Genomic DNA, 18,971 nt, shown 5'->3' with positions numbered 1-18,971 from the left:
ATGTAATATTAAGAGGTGATACGATGTTCGGATATATAATCATCAACAAAGGAGATATGAAATTCAAGGAATTTGATGTCTATCAAGCCTATTACTGCGGTTTATGCAAAGTATTAAAGGAAAAATACGGTTTGACCGGGCAGATGACTCTGTCCTATGATATGACCTTTATCATCATGCTGCTCTCCGGCTTATACGAATCACAGACAGAGACGGATTACTGCAAATGCGTTGCACATCCTTTCGAAAGGCATATGACGAAGATAAATGAGTACACAGAATACGCAGCGGATATGAACATTTTGCTGTCCTATTACAAATGCAAGGACGACTGGATGGATAATAAGAAATACGGCAAACTGCTATATGCCCAGTTGCTTAAGAAGGGCTATCATCACCTGGAGCAGAAGTATGGATTCAAAATTCGCCGTATCGAAGCATTGATGGAGCAGATTACCCGGAAGGAGATAGGCGGCTGCATAGATATTGATGAGATGTCCCGCCTGTTTGGGGAGGTTATGGCCGAAATCATGGTATATAAGGAGGATGAATGGAAAGAGACTCTCTATAGAATGGGATTATATCTGGGAAAATTCATCTATTTGTGCGATGCGTATGAGGATATAGAAAAAGACTTAAAGGAAGGAAATTATAACCCCTTTTACCAGTTATATAAACATCCTGATTTCGAAGAGCAATGCAGAAGCATTCTCGTCATGATGATGGCAGAATGCTCCAAGGAATTTGAGAAGCTGCCGATTTTGGATTATATCGAAATCCTTAGGAATATCATTTATTCGGGTGTATGGTACCGCTACGAAAAAATACACTCGGAAAGAGAAACGAGAGAAAAGGGGCAGGCGCAGGAACAATGATAAATCCTTATGAAATACTGGGAGTATCCCCGGATGCTACCGAAGAAGAGATAAAAAAAGCATACAGAGCGCTGAGCAGAAAATACCATCCCGACGCTAATGTCAACAGTCCGAATAAGGTGCAGGCGGAGGAAAAGTTCAAGACTATTCAGGAGGCCTACAGCCAGATCATGAAGGAGCGTACGGAGGGCTATGGAAGTGACTCAGGCTATGGAGGTTACGGAAGCGGTGGCTATGGCAGCGGCGGCTATTATGGCGGTTTCGGTGGCTTTGGCGGGTTTGGAGGCTTCGGAGACAGCACTAGCACGGGTTATGAAGAGGATGGTCATTTGCGTGCTGCAGGCAATTATATAAGAAACGGATATTATAAAGAAGCGAGAACTGTACTTGACGGCATGGACGAAAAGGGTGCAAGATGGTATTATTATAGTGCACTTGCCCATGCGGGGCTGGGAAATAACGTAGCGGCGATGGAGCATGCTAAACGGGCAGCAGTCATGGAACCGGGGAATCCGGATTACAGTAATCTGGCATACCGGTTTGAAAATGGCGGCACTCAGTATCAGCAAAGACAGTATGCTTATGGAAATCCCTATATGGGGCACGGAAATATATGCGTCAAGCTGTGCATCGCTAATATAATATGTAATATTTGCTGCGGAAGCGGCGGAATGTGCTGCGGAGGCGGAATACCGTATGGGGGATATTAGGAGTTATAACATTTATGAATATACTTACAGTTGAAAATATAGTGAAATCCTACGGCGAACGGAAACTGTTCGACCATACTTCCTTTTATTTGCAGGAGGGGGAGAAAGTGGGAGTTATCGGCATCAACGGAACAGGCAAGTCTACCTTGCTGAAGATGATGGCGGGACTGGAGGAACCGGATGAAGGGAATGTCATTCGGGCTAATCATGTCATCTGCACTTATCTGTCCCAACACCCTAACTTCGATGAAGAGGAAACTGCCTTACAGGCCGTACTGAAGGAGACGAAGGAGAAACTCCGTGCGGAAGGCGTGGGCGAGGAGGCCTGGGCGAAGGAAAGCGATGCAAAGGCCATGCTGATGCGGATTGGAATCGCAGATATAACGGCAAAATGCGGAACTCTTTCCGGCGGGCAGCGAAAAAGGCTGGCATTAGCGGCGGCTCTGCTTTCTCCGGCGGATATCCTCATCTTGGATGAGCCTACCAATCATCTGGACAACGAGATGGCAGACTGGTTGGAGGATATGCTGAAAAAGAGAAGCGGAGCTATCGTTATGGTAACTCACGACCGCTATTTTCTTGACAGTGTATCGAATAGAATCGTAGAAATTGATAAAGGACAGATATATTCCTATCAAGCGAATTATTCCGGCTATTTAGAGCTAAAGGCAATGCGCGAGGAGGAATCTTTCGCAGGAGAGAGGAAGCGGCAGTCGATTCTGCGTACAGAGCTGGAATGGGTGAAGCGTGGAGCGAGGGCTCGTTCTACCAAGCAAAAAGCGAGGCTGGAGAGATACGAGGAGCTGAAGCAGGTGCAGGCTCCTTCTTGTGATGCGAAGGTAGAGATGAGTTCGGTAGCCTCGAGGCTTGGAAAAACCACAGTCGAAATCAGCCATGTCAGCAAGCGCTACGGGGAAAAGGTTTTGATCGATGATTTTTCCTATCTTTTCCTGAAAGAAGACAGAATTGGTTTTATTGGAGAGAACGGATGCGGTAAGACTACTCTTATGAAGATACTGACGGGACAGTGTGAGCCGGATTCAGGCAGCGTGGAGATAGGACAGACTGTAAAAATCGGTTACTACGCCCAAGAGATAGCAGCTCTGGAGATGCCGCAGGATAAGAAGGCCATCGATTATATCAGGGACGTAGCGGAATATGTGAAGACCGAGGACGGAAGTATTACAGCCTCCCAAATGCTGGAGCGCTTTTTGTTTTCAGGAAGCGAGCAGTATACCTTGATCGGCAAGCTGTCGGGAGGGGAGAAGCGCAGGCTGGCGTTGTTGAAAGTGCTTATGAGTGCGCCTAATGTATTGATTCTGGACGAGCCCACCAACGATTTGGACATTGCCACACTGGCGGTGCTGGAGGACTATCTGGACCGTTTTCCCGGAATCGTTATAACCGTTTCGCACGACAGATACTTTTTAGATCGAACGGTGCGCAGGATTTTTGCCTTCGAAGGAGATGGAAAGCTGCGCCAATATGAAGGCGGATATACGGATTATTCGAATAAGAAGGAAGCGATGAATGCTGTTGCGGCGCAGGAATCCGACGGAAGCGTTGGCGGGAAGGTCGTAAAGAGCAGCGTCATAAATAACAGCGCCATAAATGGCGCGGAGGAAAAAAGTGGGAAAAAGAGCTGGAAGGTGCAGTCATCTAAGCTTAAGTTTACCTACAAAGAGCAGCAGGACTACGAAACGATAGAGGATGAAATCGCGAAGCTGGAGGAATATCTTGAGGTATTGGAAGAAAGGATTCTCAGGGCTTCCACAGATTTCATAAAGTTAAATGAGCTGACAAAGGAAAAAGAAGAAACCGAGCAGAGGCTGGAAGAGAGGATGGACCGCTGGATGTATCTTGAGGAGTTGAAAGGCAGGATAGAAAGCCAGTGACAAGGTGCGGGACAGAAAAGAAAGCCGGTAATATATCGCAGGAGAAGAATAAGGTAAGGAGTTATTAAGCGGGAGGGAGCATGAAACGGAGGATAAAGGAGATAAGTAAGCGGATAGGGGAGGATTTGTGGAATGCGAAGGAAGCCCTTCTCGCTTTTACGGCTTACTATATTATTGTACACGCCATATATCATGCTTTTTGCCCGCTGGTTATACTGACGGGCCTTCCTTGTGCGGGCTGCGGAATGACGCGGGCCGTATTTTTCATATTGACAGGGCAGTTCGTACGCTCATGGAATCTCAATCCGATGGCGCTTCCTGTCATATTATTTATCGGCTACTGCGCCGTATACCGTTATATCCTCGGAAAAAGGATAAAGGGCTGGAAGCGCGGGTTGATAATTCTTGGGATTGCTATGCTTGCGGTATATGTATACCGGATGTGCACCGTGTTTCCCGAAAGGCCGCCGTATGTCTATACGGGAGGCAGTTTTTTGGAAAGATATGTTCCCGGATACAGAGAAATCTTGCATAGGTTATTAGGTATATGATAAAATGAATACTGTATATAGTGAAGAAAAAAGTATACATAAATGAGGGAGGAAATCACACGATGGATAACAACAATCTGTACCCAAATGACGGGACGCAGCAAGGCGGAGTATTTACCGGAACCGGACCGGAACCGTATGGAAACAGCAATCAGAATCAGGGTTATGCCTACGGTCAGCAGGGCGGATACGAAGAGCAGGGACAGGGCTATGGCCAGCAGAATAGCTATGGGAACAGCGGCCAGAATCAAGGTTACGGCTACGGTCAGCAGGGCGGGCAAGGATACCAATATCCATCGCAGGGCGGTTATCAGCAAGAGCTGGAGGAGCCCATGAGTGTGGGCGAATGGTTAGTTTCGCTGCTTTTAGCTATGTTCGTACCTTGCGTGGGCATCGTTCTGGTTTTTGTATGGGCATTCAGCAAGACGGAAAAGAAAAGTAAATCCAACTTTTTTAAGGCTTACCTGATTATTGCAGGCGTTGTACTGGCGGTTTATATACTTATTATGGTAGTTGTGATGATTGCTTTAAGTGTTCAAGGCATATAACAGCGAGCAGTACGCAGTTGCGCATCGGTTTGTCTTCCTATGAGATGGCAAAGGAACGCTTATGCATTCCTTTGCCATCTTCCGGAAGCACCGCAGGGAAGAATGAGGCCGCTGTCCGTTACCGGAAGGCCAATTTCTTCGGCCGCTACGTGTCCGCCGAGCTTGGAAGCTACGGCTAGTTGGATCATATAAGAAAGAACTGCAGGCTGCAGCCCGGTAGTATAAGAATTAACTAAATAAAAAAGAGCATCCTTAGAGAGTATTTTTGCCGTCAGTTCGATGAAGGGAAAGATGCTCTCTTCTATTTTCCATATTTCGCCCTTTGGTCCGCGGCCATAGGAGGGCGGGTCCATAATGATGGCATCATAGGTGCTGCCCCGGCGAACCTCCCGCTCTACGAATTTGACGCAGTCATCCACCAGCCAGCGGATAGGAGCATCGGAAAGGCCGGAGGCAGCAGCATTTTCCTTCGCCCAGTTCACCATACCTTTGGAAGCATCCACGTGCGTGACCTGAGCTCCTGCTTTTGCTGCAGCGAGAGTGGCGCCTCCGGTGTAAGCGAACAGATTGAGCACCTTGATGGGCCTGTCCGCTTGTGCGATCAAGGAGGAGAACCAGTCCCAGTTCACCGCCTGCTCGGGAAAAAGTCCGGTATGCTTGAAGCTGAACGGTTTCAAATGAAAAGTAAGATTACGGTATTTTATACTCCATTCGTTAGGAAGATGGAAGAACTCCCATTCGCCGCCACCTTTAGCGCTGCGGTGGTAATGGCCGTTCTTTTTTTTCCATCCGGCATTCTTTTTCTCTGTATTCCATATGACCTGAGGGTCCGGGCGGACCAAGAGATAATCGCCCCACTTTTCCAATTTTTCCCCTGAAGAGGTATCTATTACTTCATAATCTTTCCACTGATCTGCAATCCACATATTCCATAACTCCTTATAAAAATTTACTTTAAATATACACCAATGGCACTTCTTTGGCAACAAATTATACATCAGGCACTGTCTGAACTGGAAATATGGTTACATTGGTTCACACAGTAGCTTAACACTTGCTGTTAAGCTGCGTAAGAACGCGATTTGTGAGATGATTTCTGTTTCACGAAGCAAATTTAAATGCAGAAATCATGCGTTACTGAGAACGGAGTGAACAGTAACGAAATATGTGAACAATAATATACAAAAAAGGGCAACATAAGAAATGGTAAGAACGAAGGCTTTTGTGTATGATTTACTTAAGAAATCACAAGACACAAAATGATTTCAGACTTGAAGATAAGGACAAACGAGAGGAGAGATAGAATGTCACGAGTATCTGTTGCGAAGAAGGCAAATACGACGGTTTCAGCAAGAAGAAAGAAGACATTTATGTTGCTTACCATGGTGGCGCCCGGAGCTATTTGGCTGATACTGCTTCGCTACCTGCCGATGTTCGGCATCGTGATGGCATTTCAGGATTATAAGATATACACGAAAGCGCCGTCGTTAATTAATAATATAATGAATAGTAATTTTGTGGGGATAAAGAATTTTAAGTTTCTGTTTATGACCAAGGATTCATGGGTTATGATTCGGAATACTTTAGGCTACAATACAGTCTTCATCATATTAGGACTGCTGATTTCTGTAACCTTTGCGGTTATATTGAATGAGGTTACCAAGAAGTTCGTTGCGAAAACATATCAGACATTGATGTTCTTCCCTTACTTTTTGAGCTGGGTAGTAGCGAGCTACTTTGTCCAGGCGTTTCTGGATCCCACAAACGGACTTTTAACACATGCGATGCAGACGTGGGGAATGCAGCCAATCGACTTTTATAACAGCACAAAACCTTGGCCATACATATTGACGATAGCTTACATATGGAAGAGTACCGGATATTCGGTTGTCTTGTATCTGGCGGCTATTACAGGTATCGACGCGACGCAGTACGAGGCAGCCAGCATCGACGGAGCGTCAAAGCTGCAGCAGGTTTTTTATGTGACGCTGCCTCATTTGAAAACAATGATTATTATACTCTTCATACTGGCGGTAGGTAAGATTTTCAACGCCGATTTCGGATTGTTCTATCAGGTGCCGATGAGTTCCGGACCGCTTATGCCGGTAACGCAGGTAATCGATACTTATGTATACCGCGCGATGATTGCGACACAGAATTACAGTATGACGACGGCGGCCGGACTTTTGCAGAATGTTGTCGGATTTATATGCATCATGGTTGCTAACAGTATTGTAAGTAAATTTGACAAGGACAGCAGCTTGTTCTAATGGAGGGAATCAAAGTGAGTAAAAATGCACAGATGGCTTTAGGCTACAAGAAAAAAAGGCCCTTTAACGCAGTGAGTGTTCCGGCAGAAATCGTTATCAACATCGTTATGACATTGTTCTGTGCGGCATGCGTTATTCCATTCATCTTCGTTGTAATTATTTCGTTCACGGCGGAAGAAAGCATTAGACAGATTGGATATTCATTTACTCCGGTGTCATGGGGAGTAGAGGCTTATAAATACATAATGAAACTGGGAGACCAGTTATGGTTGTCCTATTTCAACAGCTTTTTCATTACGATAGTAGGTACGATACTCAGCGTATTAATTTGCGTTCTGTATTCGTATGCACTCTTCCGCAGAGATTTTAAGTATAGAAGCTTTTTCTCCTTTTTCAGCTTTTTCACTATGCTCTTCGGAGGCGGATTGGTACCGACTTACATGGTATGTAAGCAGATGTTGGGACTCAGCGATAACTATGCGGCGCTCATCGTACCGCTTTTGGTAAATCCGTTTAATATTATCGTTATGAGAACGTTTTTCCAAAGTTCTGTTCCTGAGGAACTGATTGAGGCAGCGGCTATCGACGGCAGCGGGGAATACAATACGTTATTCCGCATTATCGTACCGATTGCGAAGCCCGGTATTGCGACCATCGCATTGCTGAATGCTCTGGCATACTGGAACGAATGGTTCATCGCATTGCTGTATGTAAGAGAAAGAGCAAAGATTCCGCTTCAATATTTACTTATGCAAATGCAGAGGAACGTGGAATATCTGGCAAAGAACAGCGCCAACATGGGAGCGGATGCAGTTGCGGCTGCCAGCAAACTGCCTACGCAGAGCCTTAGAATGGCCTTGGTAGTATTAATTGTAGTTCCCATCGCCTTTGCTTATCCGTTCTTCCAAAGATACATCATCGCGGGTCTTACGATAGGCTCCGTAAAGGGCTGATGCCCATCCACACGGTAGGTCTGGCAATAACGCCACTTACATAAAAACTATAAATTATTTTTAGGGAGGTAAGCATGAAGAAAAAATTATTATCACTCGTACTTTGCATCGCAATGTCTGCTACAATGTTAGCAGGATGCGGCAGCACCGGCAGCACGGAAACCGCTACCGAGTCAACAGAAACAACGGAAACAGCAGAAGCGCCTGCTGCGGAAGAAACAACAGAGGCTCCTGCAGAAGCAGCAACTCTGGATACTTCCACACCTGTTACTTTGAAATGGTATCTCCATGGAAGCACCGTAAACGACGATAAGGCGGTTATGGCGAAAGTAAACGAATACCTTGGTGAGAAATTGAATGTTACTCTTGAGCCTATTTGGGGAACATGGGGCGATTTCGATGAAGGCTCTACGCTTGCAATCAACGGCGGCGACGATGTAGATATTTACTTTACATGCTCTTGGTCTGCAGATGAGTACAACTCTTTTGCGAAAAAAGGTGCTTGGGTACGTCTTGATGATCCGGAAACCAATTTACTTGCAAACTACGGCAGCGACATCTGGAATATTACTCCGGAAGTTCTGAAAACTGGTGCTGAAATCGAAGGTTCCGACGGATACGGCGTTTATGCTCTTCCGGGATTCAAAGATTTTGGAACACAGAACACATGGGATATTAACGTAACCTTATTAGAGAAATACGGCTATACTTTAGACGATATCAGAAATACCGATTACTATGGTTTCGGCGATATTCTTAAGACCGTTAAAGAAGGCGAAGGCGCTGACTTCTATCCGTTGCTCGTTGAAGGCGCGGTTCTGGAAAGAATGGTAGATAACTCCATCATCGTAAATGGCGACGCTGGAAGCCTTAACGTATTATCTTATTACATTGATCCTACGGACGTTTCCAAAGATCTCGGAAGCAAGATTGTTAACAAATTTGCTACAGAAGAATATAAGAAATTCGTAGAGCAGACTCGTGAATATTATCTGGCAGGTTATATCGATCCCGGATGTGCAAACAAGCAGACGGCAAACGATTTACGTACAGCTACTCAGTTGGATGGTAAATATTTAATCGGTACGCAGTCTTACGCTTTGGGATACGAGGTACAGGCAAGTGCGGAACGTGGTATTGATGTCGCATTCGTTCCTTGTACACCTCCTTACGTAGATAAGACATCTACACAGGGCGCTATGATGGCTATTTCCACAGCTTCCAAGAATCCTGAAAGAGCAATGGCATTCCTTAACCTGTTGAACACAGATCCTTATTTAATGACATTGTTAGAGTATGGTGTTGAAGGTACTCACTATAACTTAAATGATGACGGACTCGTAGTATTTACGAAAGAACATGATAACTATCAGCCTTGGAGAAACGGTATGGGTAACGTTACTCTGCTTCCTCCTCAGGAAGGTGAAGGCAAAGACTTCTTTACGAAGGTATTCATCCCTTACTATGAAGGCGCAAAAGCTATTCCTGCATTCGGATATCAGTTTGACCCTACCAGCGTTGAAACAGAACTCGCTACTTTGGCAAACGTAGGTGAGCAGTATGCGTTAGCATTGAGCGTAGGTTCAGTTGATCCTGCAACCGCATTACCTGAGTTCCTTGACAAGCTGGAAGCAGCTGGAATGAGCAAGGTAGTAGATGAAGCAAATGTACAGTTGGATGCTTATTTTGCAAATGAGCAATAAGAATAAAAATTGAAATCTTGGTATGATTATGCCGGGGTGAGATAGATATACGGAGTGCCGCAGCCTGACGGGAATGTTAGGCTGCGGCATCTTTGCTTGTAATATTAGTATATAATTTTTCTGATGGAATCTATTGATAGATTATATTCTTTTGCCAGTTCTTCCAAGGTGCCTCCCTGCATATACTTTTCACGGATTTGCGCGTTGCGCTGCTTATAGTAGCTGCGTGCTCCGGAAGATTCTCCCCATTGCTTTTTGGATTCTGTGTTGGGTATATACAAGGTTTCACCCGAGACATAGGTCTGTAGTTCTTTAAGAAGTTTGTCAGGCAAAATATCCTGTGCATTTTTATACTTCATTTAGAAACTTCTCAAAATCCTTAAATTCCCGGATTGTTCCGCCGCCGTTTTCAATTATTGCTCTCATTTCTGATTCATATTTGTCTGAGGAGCTGACAAAGGCGCTCAAGTTATCTGGGTCGTAGGCTGCCATAAGTTCCATCTTCTCAAAACCAAAGTCTGCACAGACGTTATTCAATTCTTCTTGAAGCATTATCCCCCACATATAAACTTTGACAGCGTCTCTTTCTTGAGCATAATGGCGGATTCTCAGCCATGTGTAAGACAGTTCGGCGTACCAGTCCGCCAAGTCCTGAAAATTATGTTCTTTCCTTTGAGCCTCTGGGAGTTCATAAGTAAGGGGATTTTCTGAAAGAAACTTTTGCGTTGTGAGGATTAATTCATAATAATCAATAAAGAACGAGGAATTAAGTCATACTTCGTTTCATGGTTCTCCTTACCAATGTCTGGGAAATAATAAAATGGCACAATTCGCCGGCCAAAAAGGTGAGATAGATCCCCTTAGCATGGAATACGAATACGGAAAGCAGTAAAAAAATCTGAACAAAGCCGAGACATCGTAAAAACGAAAGCAACGTTGCATAGATGTTGCGTTCCATGGTCTGGAAATAGAGGATATTCATTAAAGTGATTCCTATAAAAATATATGCAAATGGATATTGACTGAGCATATACGCGGTTAGACTCGTTAAAGCAGTATTGCCGGTATGGAACAGCGGGGCAATATTTTCTCCAAAGATTACACAAATAGCAACTAATATGACGGAGGCGGTAATATTGGTAATGACTCCAAGATGGTACACATAGGAAAAGCCTTTCTTCTCATTTTGACCGTGATAAAGACTCATGAGGGGCTGCACGCCCTGCGCCACGCCCATTACAACCATATTAATAATCGAACATACATAGCCCACGATGGAATATGCGGATACGCCAAGCGTTCCTGTAATCTGCACTACAGCAAGATTATAGGAAAAGGTAAAGGCCGGCACGCTGAATTCCATCAGAGAGGAAGCCATACCGTTACTCAATACTCTTTTTATCTCCCCCAAATGGAAGATCGGCTTGCGAATGCGCAGAGATCCTTTGTTAAAGATAAAATGGCTGATATAAAAAAGAAATTCGATACCCATGCCGATGCCGTTTGTAATTGCTGCCACCTCAATTCCATAATGAAGGACGAGGATAAAAATAATGTCGAGAGCTGCGTTGATGACAGCACCAAAGACAGAACCAAGCATAGCTATTTTAGGGTTATTGTCATTGCGCACAAAAACAGAAAGACCGAATGTGACCATTTGTATAAGAGAAAAGGGGGCCGACCATTTGAGGTAGGCAACTGCAGGAACTAACAATTCTTCGTTTGCACCCAAGAAGATAGAAATCCGTTCCCGAAAGAAGAAGCCCGTTAATGCCAGCACGATACCTATCATAACGGCCAAGGCCAGACATTGGCAGAATATATTGTTCGCCTTTTCTGCCTCCCCCTGCCCTTTGTGAAAAGAGTATACATTTGCACCGCCTACGGCTATAAGCATAGCCAGAGCGATGACCAGCATGCTGAACGGGAAAACAATATTGATGGCGCCGAGTGCGACCTCGCCGATACCCTGTCCGACGATAACGCCGTCCAGGATAACATATAGTGCCTGAACGAGCATCCCGATTACCGATGGGATTACATATCGAGAAAATTGCTTATTGATGTGTTTCATGTCTAAAATTTTATTTAACATACACTCCTCCAAAAAAACATTGATTAGTTCAACTGGCTATTATAAACTGTACATATACTGTACAGTCAAGTTATGAATCAAAAAAATAAAAAAATTTATAAAGCGGAAGAAGAATAGAAGATGGAAAAGTATCGTATGAAAATAAGTGAATTTGCCCATGTAACCGGGATTACACGAAGGACTCTTTTGTTTTATGATAGTATAGGACTTCTTTCTCCTACCGAGATCGATAGAAATAACGGCTATCGTTACTATACCTATCCTCAGATCGATATTGCTAATGTGATTACCGTTTTGAGGGAAATAGGCATGCCCTTAAAACAAATTAAGGAATATCTAAGTAACCGTTCACCTGAAAATTTGATAGATATGCTGCAAGCGCAAAAAGCTGTGGTTCAAGAAAAGATTCAAACGTTAGAACAGATTAACGATATGCTGGATACCCGAATTAGTTTAACAAAAAAGGGAATGAGCGTGAGAAATGATATTGACTCTATTGAAGTTAGGGAATATGATGCCGTACCGCTTTTGCTGGGACCAAAGCTTCCGGAGACCAGTCATGTACTGGATGGCTGGTACTATCTTGTGGAATTTTATGATTTCTGTAACGATAATCAGATCATTCGCGGCTTGCCTGCCGGTTCGATTATTTCCCATTCGGATTTATTGAAAAGAAATTTTTCTCATCCTTCCCGGTATTATTATTGCCCTTTATCCGGGGGCAGTTATCCGAGCAATTCAGAAAAGCCCAAAGGCTTATATGTAATTGGACGGGAGTATGGTGAATATTCACAAAGCGCCGCCCTATATGACAGGGTTCTAAATTATATAAAAGAAGCGGGTTTGAAAGTATGCGGCGATGCATATGAGGAGTACTTGTTCGATGAGACCTCTACCATCGATTCCACAAAATATCTTTTGCAGATAGAGATTCACGTACAATAAAGATAATACCTTTACTCCAAATTCAATTCAACAATTTCTCCGTTTTTAAGGTGATCACCATTACAAATAGCTTGGATAATCATTCCATGCAGCCTGAAGTACAACCCGGCTGCGAAAATTTTTGCCATCATATTTCTTTTCAAAATTCGATTGATTGCACCGCCTGCTCATATAACTTTGAAAATCAGCAGAGGGTAAAAGGAGCCCGGTTCAGGGTTTGCTTTTAAAAATCAGCTTACGACTTTTACCTTATGTATGTAGAAAAATTTCTGGATTTGTTATAATATGGATATAAGGGATGCTGAAAATCAGTCACATGGGAGCAGCTCCAATACTGATAAAAGAGTTTGAAAATGGTGGTGAAAACATTATGTGGAATGAAAAAAGGAAAGCCGTTACCTTCAGCTATGATGACGGCGTAACGCAGGACAAGCAACTTACAGAGCTATTCAATTACTATCGGGCAAAATGTACTTTCAATCTAAACAGCGGAATACAAAGCTACGCGTCCTTATGGGATAACAACGGTCTGACTATTCATCGCATGAATGCCTTGGACCTCCCCGAATTATACAAAGGCCACGAAATTGCAGTACACTGTCTGACCCATGCTGACCTGACCAAATGCGATGAAGATACCATTTATAACGAAGTCTTCGTGGATAAACAGAATTTAGAAAGAATATTTGGCCGGAGCATGAATGGAATGGCGTATCCCTTCGGCACTTACAACGATGCGGTAGTAGAAGTTCTGAAAAAGTGTGGCATTCAATATTCAAGAACAGTAGAAAGCTCAAAAACCTTTGATATTCCGCAGGACCTTCTTAGACTAAAGCCCACCTGCCACCACGATGATATGGATATAATGACGTTAATCGACGATTTCCTGAACCTCCAGCCGGAAATACCACAGCTTTTTTATATCTGGGGCCATAGCTACGAATTCGACGTTAACAATAACTGGGACCAGATAGAGAAAATCTTAGATAAGCTTGCGGGAAAAGAAGAAATCTTCTATGGAACCAATTCTCAGGTATTGTTGTATTAAGTAAAATCTATTGATTCAAAAGACAATATAATCTAGTCTTATAAGAGTGCAGCCCTATCATGGAGCAGAAATATATGAAATATCACAAGCTATGGGCTGGACGACACCTTGCATTAAGATTTAATGAACTTCATTTTTCCAAGTTTTTTAAAATATTAACGAGTTCACCCTTTCTGAATAGGATGTAAGAACTATGACAAAAGAACTTCTATCCCAATTAAAGAAAATCACCTCGGAAGAAATACGTCTTCTTTCGGGAGCCTCGGAAATCGAAAAAGAGCTGTATATGTCTTCTGAAACTGATACTATCGATTCGAAGAAGCTGTTAGAGGCGGGCAAGCTGATTCAGGTGCGCACTCATACGAGGTTTGTGCATTTTCCTAAGCACAAGCACAATTATATCGAGGTAATCTATATGTGCTCCGGTTCCACTCACCATGATGTAAACGATGAGGATGTGCGGCTTGCGCAGGGTGAGTTGCTGTTTCTGAATCAGAGTGCCACGCAGGAGATATATCCGGCAGGAGAGGATGATGTTGCGGTCAACTTCATCATTCTTCCCGAATTTTTCGATTCCGCCCTGAGGATGATGGAGGAGGAGCGGAATCTGCTTCGGGACTTTATTATCGACGCCCTGCGAGGGGAAAGCGGTGCTTTCGGCTATCTGCACTTCAAGGTCGCGGACATTCTTCCAATACAGAATCTGGTGGAAAACCTGATCTGGACAATCGTAAACAAGCAGTCTAACAAACGGAGTATCAATCAGGCCACCATGGGCCTTTTGTTCCTTCAATTGATGAACCACATGGATAAACTGGAGACTGACGAAAGCAGCGGGCAGCAGAAGCTGATCATTACGGTCTTAAGCTATATCGAGGAACACTATAGAGACGGGGAACTGACGCAGCTGGCAAACAGCCTGCATTATGATTTGTACTGGCTGTCCAAGGAAATAAAGAAGCGCACGGGCAAGACCTATACGGAGTTAGTTCAGACAAAGCGGTTGAATCAGGCGGCTTATCTTCTCAGCACCACATCCATGTCAGTCATGGATGCGGCCATGATAGTGGGATATGATAACATCAGCTATTTTCATAGAATCTTTCAAAGGCAATTTGGAGTTACTCCGAGAACCTATAGGATAAATGGAAAATAAGGACACTTTTTTGAACAAAAGGTGTTCTTTTTTATTGCAGAAAAAGCAGATAAGATAAAGTCATAATTCATGTTCTTATTTTATGGAAGAAAGGAACTGTATGACAAATGAACCAATATTATCTGGCGATTGACATAGGCGCCTCCAGCGGGCGGCATATATTGGGCCACAAGGAAGGGGAAAGGATGCTTTTAGAAGAAATCCATCGCTTCCCGAACGGCATGACAGAAAAGGACGGAGAGCTGATCTGGGATGTGGACAGCTTATTTGCAGAAATTAAAGCGGGAATGGAGAAGTGTGCCGCACAGGGCAAGATTCCGGTAAGCGTTGGAATCGATACGTGGGCGGTAGACTTCGTTCTTTTGGATGAAGAAAATAAACGAATCGGTAATGCGGTAGCTTACCGTGACGGAAGAACGAAGGGGATGGACGAAGAGGTTTATCGAATCATATCGGAGAAGGCGCTTTATAAAAGGACGGGAATCCAGAAGCAGATATTCAATACAATATATCAGCTTATGTCGCTGAAAAAGAGGCAGCCGCAGCAGCTTGCAAAGGCGAGAAAGCTGCTGATGATCCCCGACTACTTTCACTATCTGCTTACAGGAACGGCATCAGCGGAATATACCAATGCAACTACCACGCAGCTGGTAAGTCCCAAGACGAAGACCTGGGATATAGAGTTGATAAAAAAGCTTGGCTACCCCGAAGAAATATTTCAAAAGATCCGGACTCCCGGTACCGTGTTAGGGAGCTTGACAGAGGAAATCCAAAAGGAGCTGGGGTACGATTGCCGAGTAATCCTTCCTGCCACTCATGATACCGGCTCGGCAGTGATGGCGGTGCCAAGCGGCAAGAAGGATATTCTCTATATCAGCTCCGGAACTTGGTCGTTAATGGGAACTGAGCTAATGCATGCGGATTGCTCTGAAGAGAGCGAACTGCACAATCTTACGAATGAGGGCGGCTATAGCTTCCGCTTTCGTTATCTGAAAAACATAATGGGTCTTTGGATGATTCAGTCGGTGAAAAAAGAAATAGGGCAGGATATGGACTACGGGACGATCTGCAGGCTCGCCTCCGAGGAAACAATAGCTTCCCTTGTTGATTGCAACGAAGAGCGTTTTCTCGCACCGGCAAGTATGGCGGCGGAGGTGAAATATGCCTGCCGGGACTCGGGGCAGGAGATACCGGAGGGAATCGAACAGACCGCGGCAGTAATTTACAACAGTCTGGCTAAATGCTATGAGAGGACTATTGGGGAAATCGAAGAAATCACGGGAAAGCAGTATGATAGGATTTACATTGTGGGCGGCGGTGCGAATGCGGAATATTTGAATGCTCTCACTGCTAAAGCTACCAATCGTACCGTAATCGCAGGACCAATAGAAGCCACCGCTATCGGCAACATCGCGGCCCAAATGATAGCCGGAGGAGAGCTGCGGGATCTGAAAGAGGCGAGGGAGTGCATCTATCGTTCGTTTCCGATAGAGGTCTATGAACCATAAAGCAGTTTCTGGCACATAGAATAGATGATTATAAAAGACATAACTTTGAGCTCATCAAAGCGGACATGAGTATAAATATGGAAGATAGACTTACAGAAATGAAAGAAATAAAAACATAAATAACAGAAAGGACAATACATAATGACAAGTAAGGAAAGATATGAATCAGCAAAAGAGATGTACAAGGAAATCGGCATAGATACCGATGCGGCCATTGCAAAGCTAAAAGAAGTTCCGGTATCCCTCCACTGCTGGCAGGGCGACGACGTTACCGGCTTTGACCATGAGGGGCCGCTGACCGGAGGAATACAGGCTACCGGCAACTATCCCGGAAAAGCGAGAACGCCGCAGGAACTTATGGACGACATGGATCAGGCACTTCGTCTGATGCCCGGTAAAAAGAAGCTGAACCTCCATGCCTGCTATGCTGTTTTTGAAAAGGGCGAATATGCGGACCGCGATAAGCTGGAACCGAGACATTTTGCGAAATGGGTGGAGTTTGCAAGGGAAAGAAATATGGGCATCGATTTCAATCCTACCTTCTTCTCTCATGAGAAGGTGAAGGATGGCTTGACCTTATCCAGCCCCGACGAAGCTACAAGGAAATTCTGGATTGACCATGGAAAAGCATGTATCCGTATTTCGGAATATTTTGCTAAGGAGACCGGCGTACCCTGCGTCATGAACATATGGATCGGAGACGGCTATAAGGACGTGCCGGCTGATCGCATGGGACCGAGACTGCGTTATAAAGACTCCATTGAGCAGATTTTATCGGAGCAATATGACAAGAAGCTTGTGAAGCCCTGTGTGGAATCCAAGGTGTTCGGAATTGGTGTGGAATCCTATACTGTAGGCTCCGGGGAGTTCACATTGAGCTTTGCTGCTTCCCACGAAGGCTGCCTGCCGTTAATGGATAACGGACATTATCATCCGACGGAGGTAGTATCTGACAAGATTCCCGCGCTATTATGCTATTATCCTGAAATTGCCCTGCATATTACGAGACCGGTTCGATGGGACAGCGACCATGTAGTGCTGTTCGATGATGAGACCAGGGAGATGGCGAAGGAAATTGTCCGCTGTGAAGGTCTTGACCGTGTATACATGGCCCTCGATTATTTCGATGCAGGCATTAACCGCGTTGCAGCGTGGACCGTAGGTTTCAGAAGCTGGCAGAAAGCACTGTTAAGCGCATTATGTACGCCTAACGAAGCGCTGAGGAGGCTTCAGGAGGAAAGCCGTCTGACAGAGCTTATGATAATGCAGGAGGAACTGAAAACCTATCCTCTCGGAGACATATGGGCGGAGTATTGCAGGCAATGTGGTGTACCGGAGGATAAGAGCTGGTTTGAGGACATACAAAAATATGAAGCTGAAGTATTGATGTACCGTTAGAATAATTATGGAAGCCGGGGCGTGTCTGAAAACTGCTTATGTGGCACCACTACGCCCGCAAAATCATGTCTTGTCTTCCTCAAAGTGGAGCATAAGATTTGATACAAGCAGTTGTCTGACATGCTCGAGTGTATATAAAGGACGATGAACGTAAAACACGTATATTAAAGCAGTGGGCATAAGAACGATAAATATTATATATGCGGAGGAATGAATATGAAATTTTTAGATGCAGAATTTGTACGAGGATTTATCCGTATGGCAAATGACGGATGGGAACAGGGCTGGCATGAAAGAAATGGTGGAAATCTTTCCTATCGTGTCAAGCCTGAAGAAGTAGTTAGGATAAAGGGAAATTTTCAGATAGGGGAATGGCAGCCTATAGGCACTAGTGTACCGGGGCTTGCGGAAGAATATTTTCTTGTAACGGGAAGCGGAAAATATTTTAGAAATGTTATTTTAAGACCGGAAGATTCCATTTGCATGATTGAACTGGACGATAAAGGAGAAAATTATCGTATTGTATGGGGACTTGTAAATGGCGGCAGGCCTACCTCTGAACTGCCCTCCCACCTAATGAACCACGAGGTGAAGAAGATTGCAACAAAGGGTAGATACCATGTAATCTACCATGCGCACACCGCCAATATAATCGCATTGACCTTTGTACTTCCCCTACGGGATGAGGTATTTACAAGAGAATTGTGGGAGATGGCGACAGAATGCCCGGTAGTATTTCCCGACGGAATTGGTGTTGTGCCGTGGATGGTTCCGGGAGGAAGGGATATCGCGGTAGCAACAAGCAGACTAATGAGGGAATACGATGTGGCTATATGGGCCCACCATGGAATGTTCGCAGCAGGCGAGAATTTCGATTTGACCTTTGGACTGATGCACACAGTGGAAAAGTCCGCCCAGATTCTGGTAAAGATGTTATCCATGAGGCCAGACAAATTGCAGACGATTCAACCAGATGAATTCAGAAGTCTTGCTAAGGACTTTAAGGTTACTTTATCGGAGAAATTTTTGTATGAAAAATAAATTTGAACAAAAGTGTGTTTTTTTATCGTATTTAACGGGGGGATGTTACTGCAAATGGTTTTGATAGTTATATTAAAGTGAGCCCCCAATTTACGAACTTGGTGAGATAATTTCCAGTGGGTGTATATAGGGCATAATCTGGACGGTACACTGTATTACGTATTTACTAATGGAAGAGATGACCATAGTATTAATTTTGTGACACAGAGAAATATGATCAACAAATCAGTGGGAGACATGAGAAAGGCTGCTGCAAATAAAATTATTTCGCAGCA

18 protein-coding genes are annotated in these 18,971 nt (G+C 44.3%); 14 read left to right on the top strand and 4 right to left on the bottom strand.

Translation table 11 applies throughout. The features are described 5' to 3' along the window. Positions 1 to 23: 23 nt before the first annotated feature. From CC90_RS0111800 to CC90_RS24400, 5 genes are all read left to right on the top strand, one after another. A complete protein-coding gene (locus CC90_RS0111800) occupies positions 24 to 875 on the top strand; it encodes a DUF5685 family protein (RefSeq protein ID WP_031390974.1) in 852 nt (283 codons plus the stop codon). After that, entirely contained in the window at positions 872 to 1,585 is a 714-nt protein-coding gene (locus CC90_RS0111795; RefSeq protein ID WP_031390973.1) for a J domain-containing protein, read from the top strand. The genes CC90_RS0111800 and CC90_RS0111795 overlap by 4 nt, the downstream gene beginning before the upstream one ends. Before the next feature lie 14 nt (positions 1,586 to 1,599). Beyond that, positions 1,600 to 3,480, top strand: coding sequence for an ABC-F family ATP-binding cassette domain-containing protein (locus CC90_RS0111790; protein WP_031390972.1), 1,881 nt, complete (start codon positions 1,600 to 1,602; stop codon positions 3,478 to 3,480). A gap of 80 nt (positions 3,481 to 3,560) precedes the next feature. Next, complete coding sequence (locus tag CC90_RS0111785) at positions 3,561 to 4,031, top strand: DUF2752 domain-containing protein (protein WP_051869489.1); 471 nt, start codon at positions 3,561 to 3,563, stop codon at positions 4,029 to 4,031. Positions 4,032 to 4,093: 62 nt separating this feature from the next. Further along, positions 4,094 to 4,579 carry a hypothetical protein gene (locus CC90_RS24400; RefSeq protein WP_051869485.1) on the top strand — a complete coding sequence of 162 codons (486 nt, stop codon included), beginning with the start codon at positions 4,094 to 4,096 and terminating at the stop codon, positions 4,577 to 4,579. A 59-nt stretch (positions 4,580 to 4,638) separates the two neighbouring features. On the opposite strand, the gene CC90_RS0111775 is transcribed toward CC90_RS24400, so the two are convergent. Continuing rightward, positions 4,639 to 5,505, bottom strand: a complete 867-nt coding sequence (locus CC90_RS0111775; protein ID WP_031390969.1) for a class I SAM-dependent methyltransferase — start codon at positions 5,503 to 5,505, stop codon at positions 4,639 to 4,641. A 378-nt stretch (positions 5,506 to 5,883) separates the two neighbouring features. On the opposite strand from CC90_RS0111775, the gene CC90_RS0111770 reads away from it, so the two are divergent. From CC90_RS0111770 to CC90_RS0111760, 3 genes are all read left to right on the top strand, one after another. Then, positions 5,884 to 6,849, top strand: a complete 966-nt coding sequence (locus CC90_RS0111770) for an ABC transporter permease (RefSeq protein WP_031390968.1) — start codon at positions 5,884 to 5,886, stop codon at positions 6,847 to 6,849. Positions 6,850 to 6,863: 14 nt separating this feature from the next. Then, positions 6,864 to 7,802: a carbohydrate ABC transporter permease gene (locus CC90_RS0111765; protein ID WP_242843300.1), complete on the top strand. Its 939-nt coding sequence runs from the start codon at positions 6,864 to 6,866 to the stop codon at positions 7,800 to 7,802. Between the two features lie 74 nt (positions 7,803 to 7,876). Then, positions 7,877 to 9,505: an ABC transporter substrate-binding protein gene (locus CC90_RS0111760; protein ID WP_031390966.1), complete on the top strand. Its 1,629-nt coding sequence runs from the start codon at positions 7,877 to 7,879 to the stop codon at positions 9,503 to 9,505. A 104-nt stretch (positions 9,506 to 9,609) separates the two neighbouring features. Here CC90_RS0111760 and CC90_RS0111755 read toward each other — a convergent pair whose 3' ends face one another. The 3 genes from CC90_RS0111755 to CC90_RS0111745 form a co-directional block, all read right to left on the bottom strand. Then, the gene (locus CC90_RS0111755) at positions 9,610 to 9,864 is read right to left on the bottom strand and encodes a CD3324 family protein (protein ID WP_031390965.1); all 255 of its coding nucleotides are present in this window, start codon (positions 9,862 to 9,864) and stop codon (positions 9,610 to 9,612) included. After that, positions 9,854 to 10,057, bottom strand: coding sequence for a hypothetical protein (locus tag CC90_RS0111750; protein WP_031390964.1), 204 nt, complete (start codon positions 10,055 to 10,057; stop codon positions 9,854 to 9,856). The genes CC90_RS0111755 and CC90_RS0111750 overlap by 11 nt, the downstream gene beginning before the upstream one ends. Before the next feature lie 214 nt (positions 10,058 to 10,271). Then, positions 10,272 to 11,600 (bottom strand): MATE family efflux transporter, encoded by a 1,329-nt coding sequence (locus tag CC90_RS0111745; protein WP_051869481.1) that lies wholly within the window; start codon positions 11,598 to 11,600, stop codon positions 10,272 to 10,274. 120 nt (positions 11,601 to 11,720) lie between these two features. Here CC90_RS0111745 and CC90_RS0111740 point away from each other — a divergent pair, with 120 nt between their 5' ends. The 6 genes from CC90_RS0111740 to rhaD all read left to right on the top strand — a co-directional run bounded on the left by CC90_RS0111740 (position 11,721) and on the right by rhaD (position 18,696). Continuing rightward, positions 11,721 to 12,545, top strand: a complete 825-nt coding sequence (locus tag CC90_RS0111740) for a MerR family transcriptional regulator (protein ID WP_031390962.1) — start codon at positions 11,721 to 11,723, stop codon at positions 12,543 to 12,545. A gap of 298 nt (positions 12,546 to 12,843) precedes the next feature. Next, positions 12,844 to 13,593, top strand: a complete 750-nt coding sequence (locus CC90_RS0111730) for a polysaccharide deacetylase family protein (RefSeq protein WP_051869478.1) — start codon at positions 12,844 to 12,846, stop codon at positions 13,591 to 13,593. A 193-nt stretch (positions 13,594 to 13,786) separates the two neighbouring features. After that, on the top strand, positions 13,787 to 14,749 hold the full coding sequence (locus tag CC90_RS0111725) for an AraC family transcriptional regulator (RefSeq protein WP_031390960.1): 963 nt from the start codon (positions 13,787 to 13,789) through the stop codon (positions 14,747 to 14,749). 107 nt (positions 14,750 to 14,856) lie between these two features. Continuing rightward, positions 14,857 to 16,257, top strand: coding sequence for a rhamnulokinase (gene rhaB / locus CC90_RS0111720; protein WP_031390959.1), 1,401 nt, complete (start codon positions 14,857 to 14,859; stop codon positions 16,255 to 16,257). Between the two features lie 141 nt (positions 16,258 to 16,398). Beyond that, positions 16,399 to 17,655 (top strand): L-rhamnose isomerase, encoded by a 1,257-nt coding sequence (locus CC90_RS0111715; RefSeq protein WP_031390958.1) that lies wholly within the window; start codon positions 16,399 to 16,401, stop codon positions 17,653 to 17,655. A 216-nt stretch (positions 17,656 to 17,871) separates the two neighbouring features. After that, positions 17,872 to 18,696 (top strand): rhamnulose-1-phosphate aldolase, encoded by an 825-nt coding sequence (gene rhaD / locus CC90_RS0111710; protein ID WP_031390957.1) that lies wholly within the window; start codon positions 17,872 to 17,874, stop codon positions 18,694 to 18,696. Positions 18,697 to 18,971: the final 275 nt, after the last annotated feature.

Source organism: Kineothrix alysoides (genome assembly GCF_000732725.1).
GTDB lineage: Bacteria > Bacillota > Clostridia > Lachnospirales > Lachnospiraceae > Kineothrix > Kineothrix alysoides.
Note: the sequence above shows the minus strand (reverse complement) of the source record. Positions and strands in the feature narration are given on the sequence as shown.

Excerpts from the sequence above, each read along its gene's own strand:
- CC90_RS0111715 (WP_031390958.1), top strand. The coding sequence starts at position 16,399 with ATGACAAGTAAGGAAAGATATGAATCAGCAAAAGAGATGTACAAGGAA.
- CC90_RS0111795 (WP_031390973.1), top strand. The coding sequence starts at position 872 with ATGATAAATCCTTATGAAATACTGGGAGTATCCCCGGATGCTACCGAA.
- rhaD (WP_031390957.1), top strand. The coding sequence starts at position 17,872 with ATGAAATTTTTAGATGCAGAATTTGTACGAGGATTTATCCGTATGGCA.
- CC90_RS0111745 (WP_051869481.1), bottom strand. The coding sequence starts at position 11,600 with ATGTTAAATAAAATTTTAGACATGAAACACATCAATAAGCAATTTTCT.
- CC90_RS0111800 (WP_031390974.1), top strand. The coding sequence starts at position 24 with ATGTTCGGATATATAATCATCAACAAAGGAGATATGAAATTCAAGGAA.
- CC90_RS0111730 (WP_051869478.1), top strand. The coding sequence starts at position 12,844 with ATGCTGAAAATCAGTCACATGGGAGCAGCTCCAATACTGATAAAAGAG.
- CC90_RS24400 (WP_051869485.1), top strand. The coding sequence starts at position 4,094 with ATGGATAACAACAATCTGTACCCAAATGACGGGACGCAGCAAGGCGGA.
- CC90_RS0111785 (WP_051869489.1), top strand. The coding sequence starts at position 3,561 with ATGAAACGGAGGATAAAGGAGATAAGTAAGCGGATAGGGGAGGATTTG.
- CC90_RS0111770 (WP_031390968.1), top strand. The coding sequence starts at position 5,884 with ATGTCACGAGTATCTGTTGCGAAGAAGGCAAATACGACGGTTTCAGCA.
- CC90_RS0111740 (WP_031390962.1), top strand. The coding sequence starts at position 11,721 with ATGGAAAAGTATCGTATGAAAATAAGTGAATTTGCCCATGTAACCGGG.
- CC90_RS0111755 (WP_031390965.1), bottom strand. The coding sequence starts at position 9,864 with ATGAAGTATAAAAATGCACAGGATATTTTGCCTGACAAACTTCTTAAA.
- CC90_RS0111775 (WP_031390969.1), bottom strand. The coding sequence starts at position 5,505 with ATGTGGATTGCAGATCAGTGGAAAGATTATGAAGTAATAGATACCTCT.
- CC90_RS0111790 (WP_031390972.1), top strand. The coding sequence starts at position 1,600 with ATGAATATACTTACAGTTGAAAATATAGTGAAATCCTACGGCGAACGG.
- CC90_RS0111760 (WP_031390966.1), top strand. The coding sequence starts at position 7,877 with ATGAAGAAAAAATTATTATCACTCGTACTTTGCATCGCAATGTCTGCT.
- CC90_RS0111725 (WP_031390960.1), top strand. The coding sequence starts at position 13,787 with ATGACAAAAGAACTTCTATCCCAATTAAAGAAAATCACCTCGGAAGAA.
- rhaB (WP_031390959.1), top strand. The coding sequence starts at position 14,857 with ATGAACCAATATTATCTGGCGATTGACATAGGCGCCTCCAGCGGGCGG.
- CC90_RS0111750 (WP_031390964.1), bottom strand. The coding sequence starts at position 10,057 with ATGCTTCAAGAAGAATTGAATAACGTCTGTGCAGACTTTGGTTTTGAG.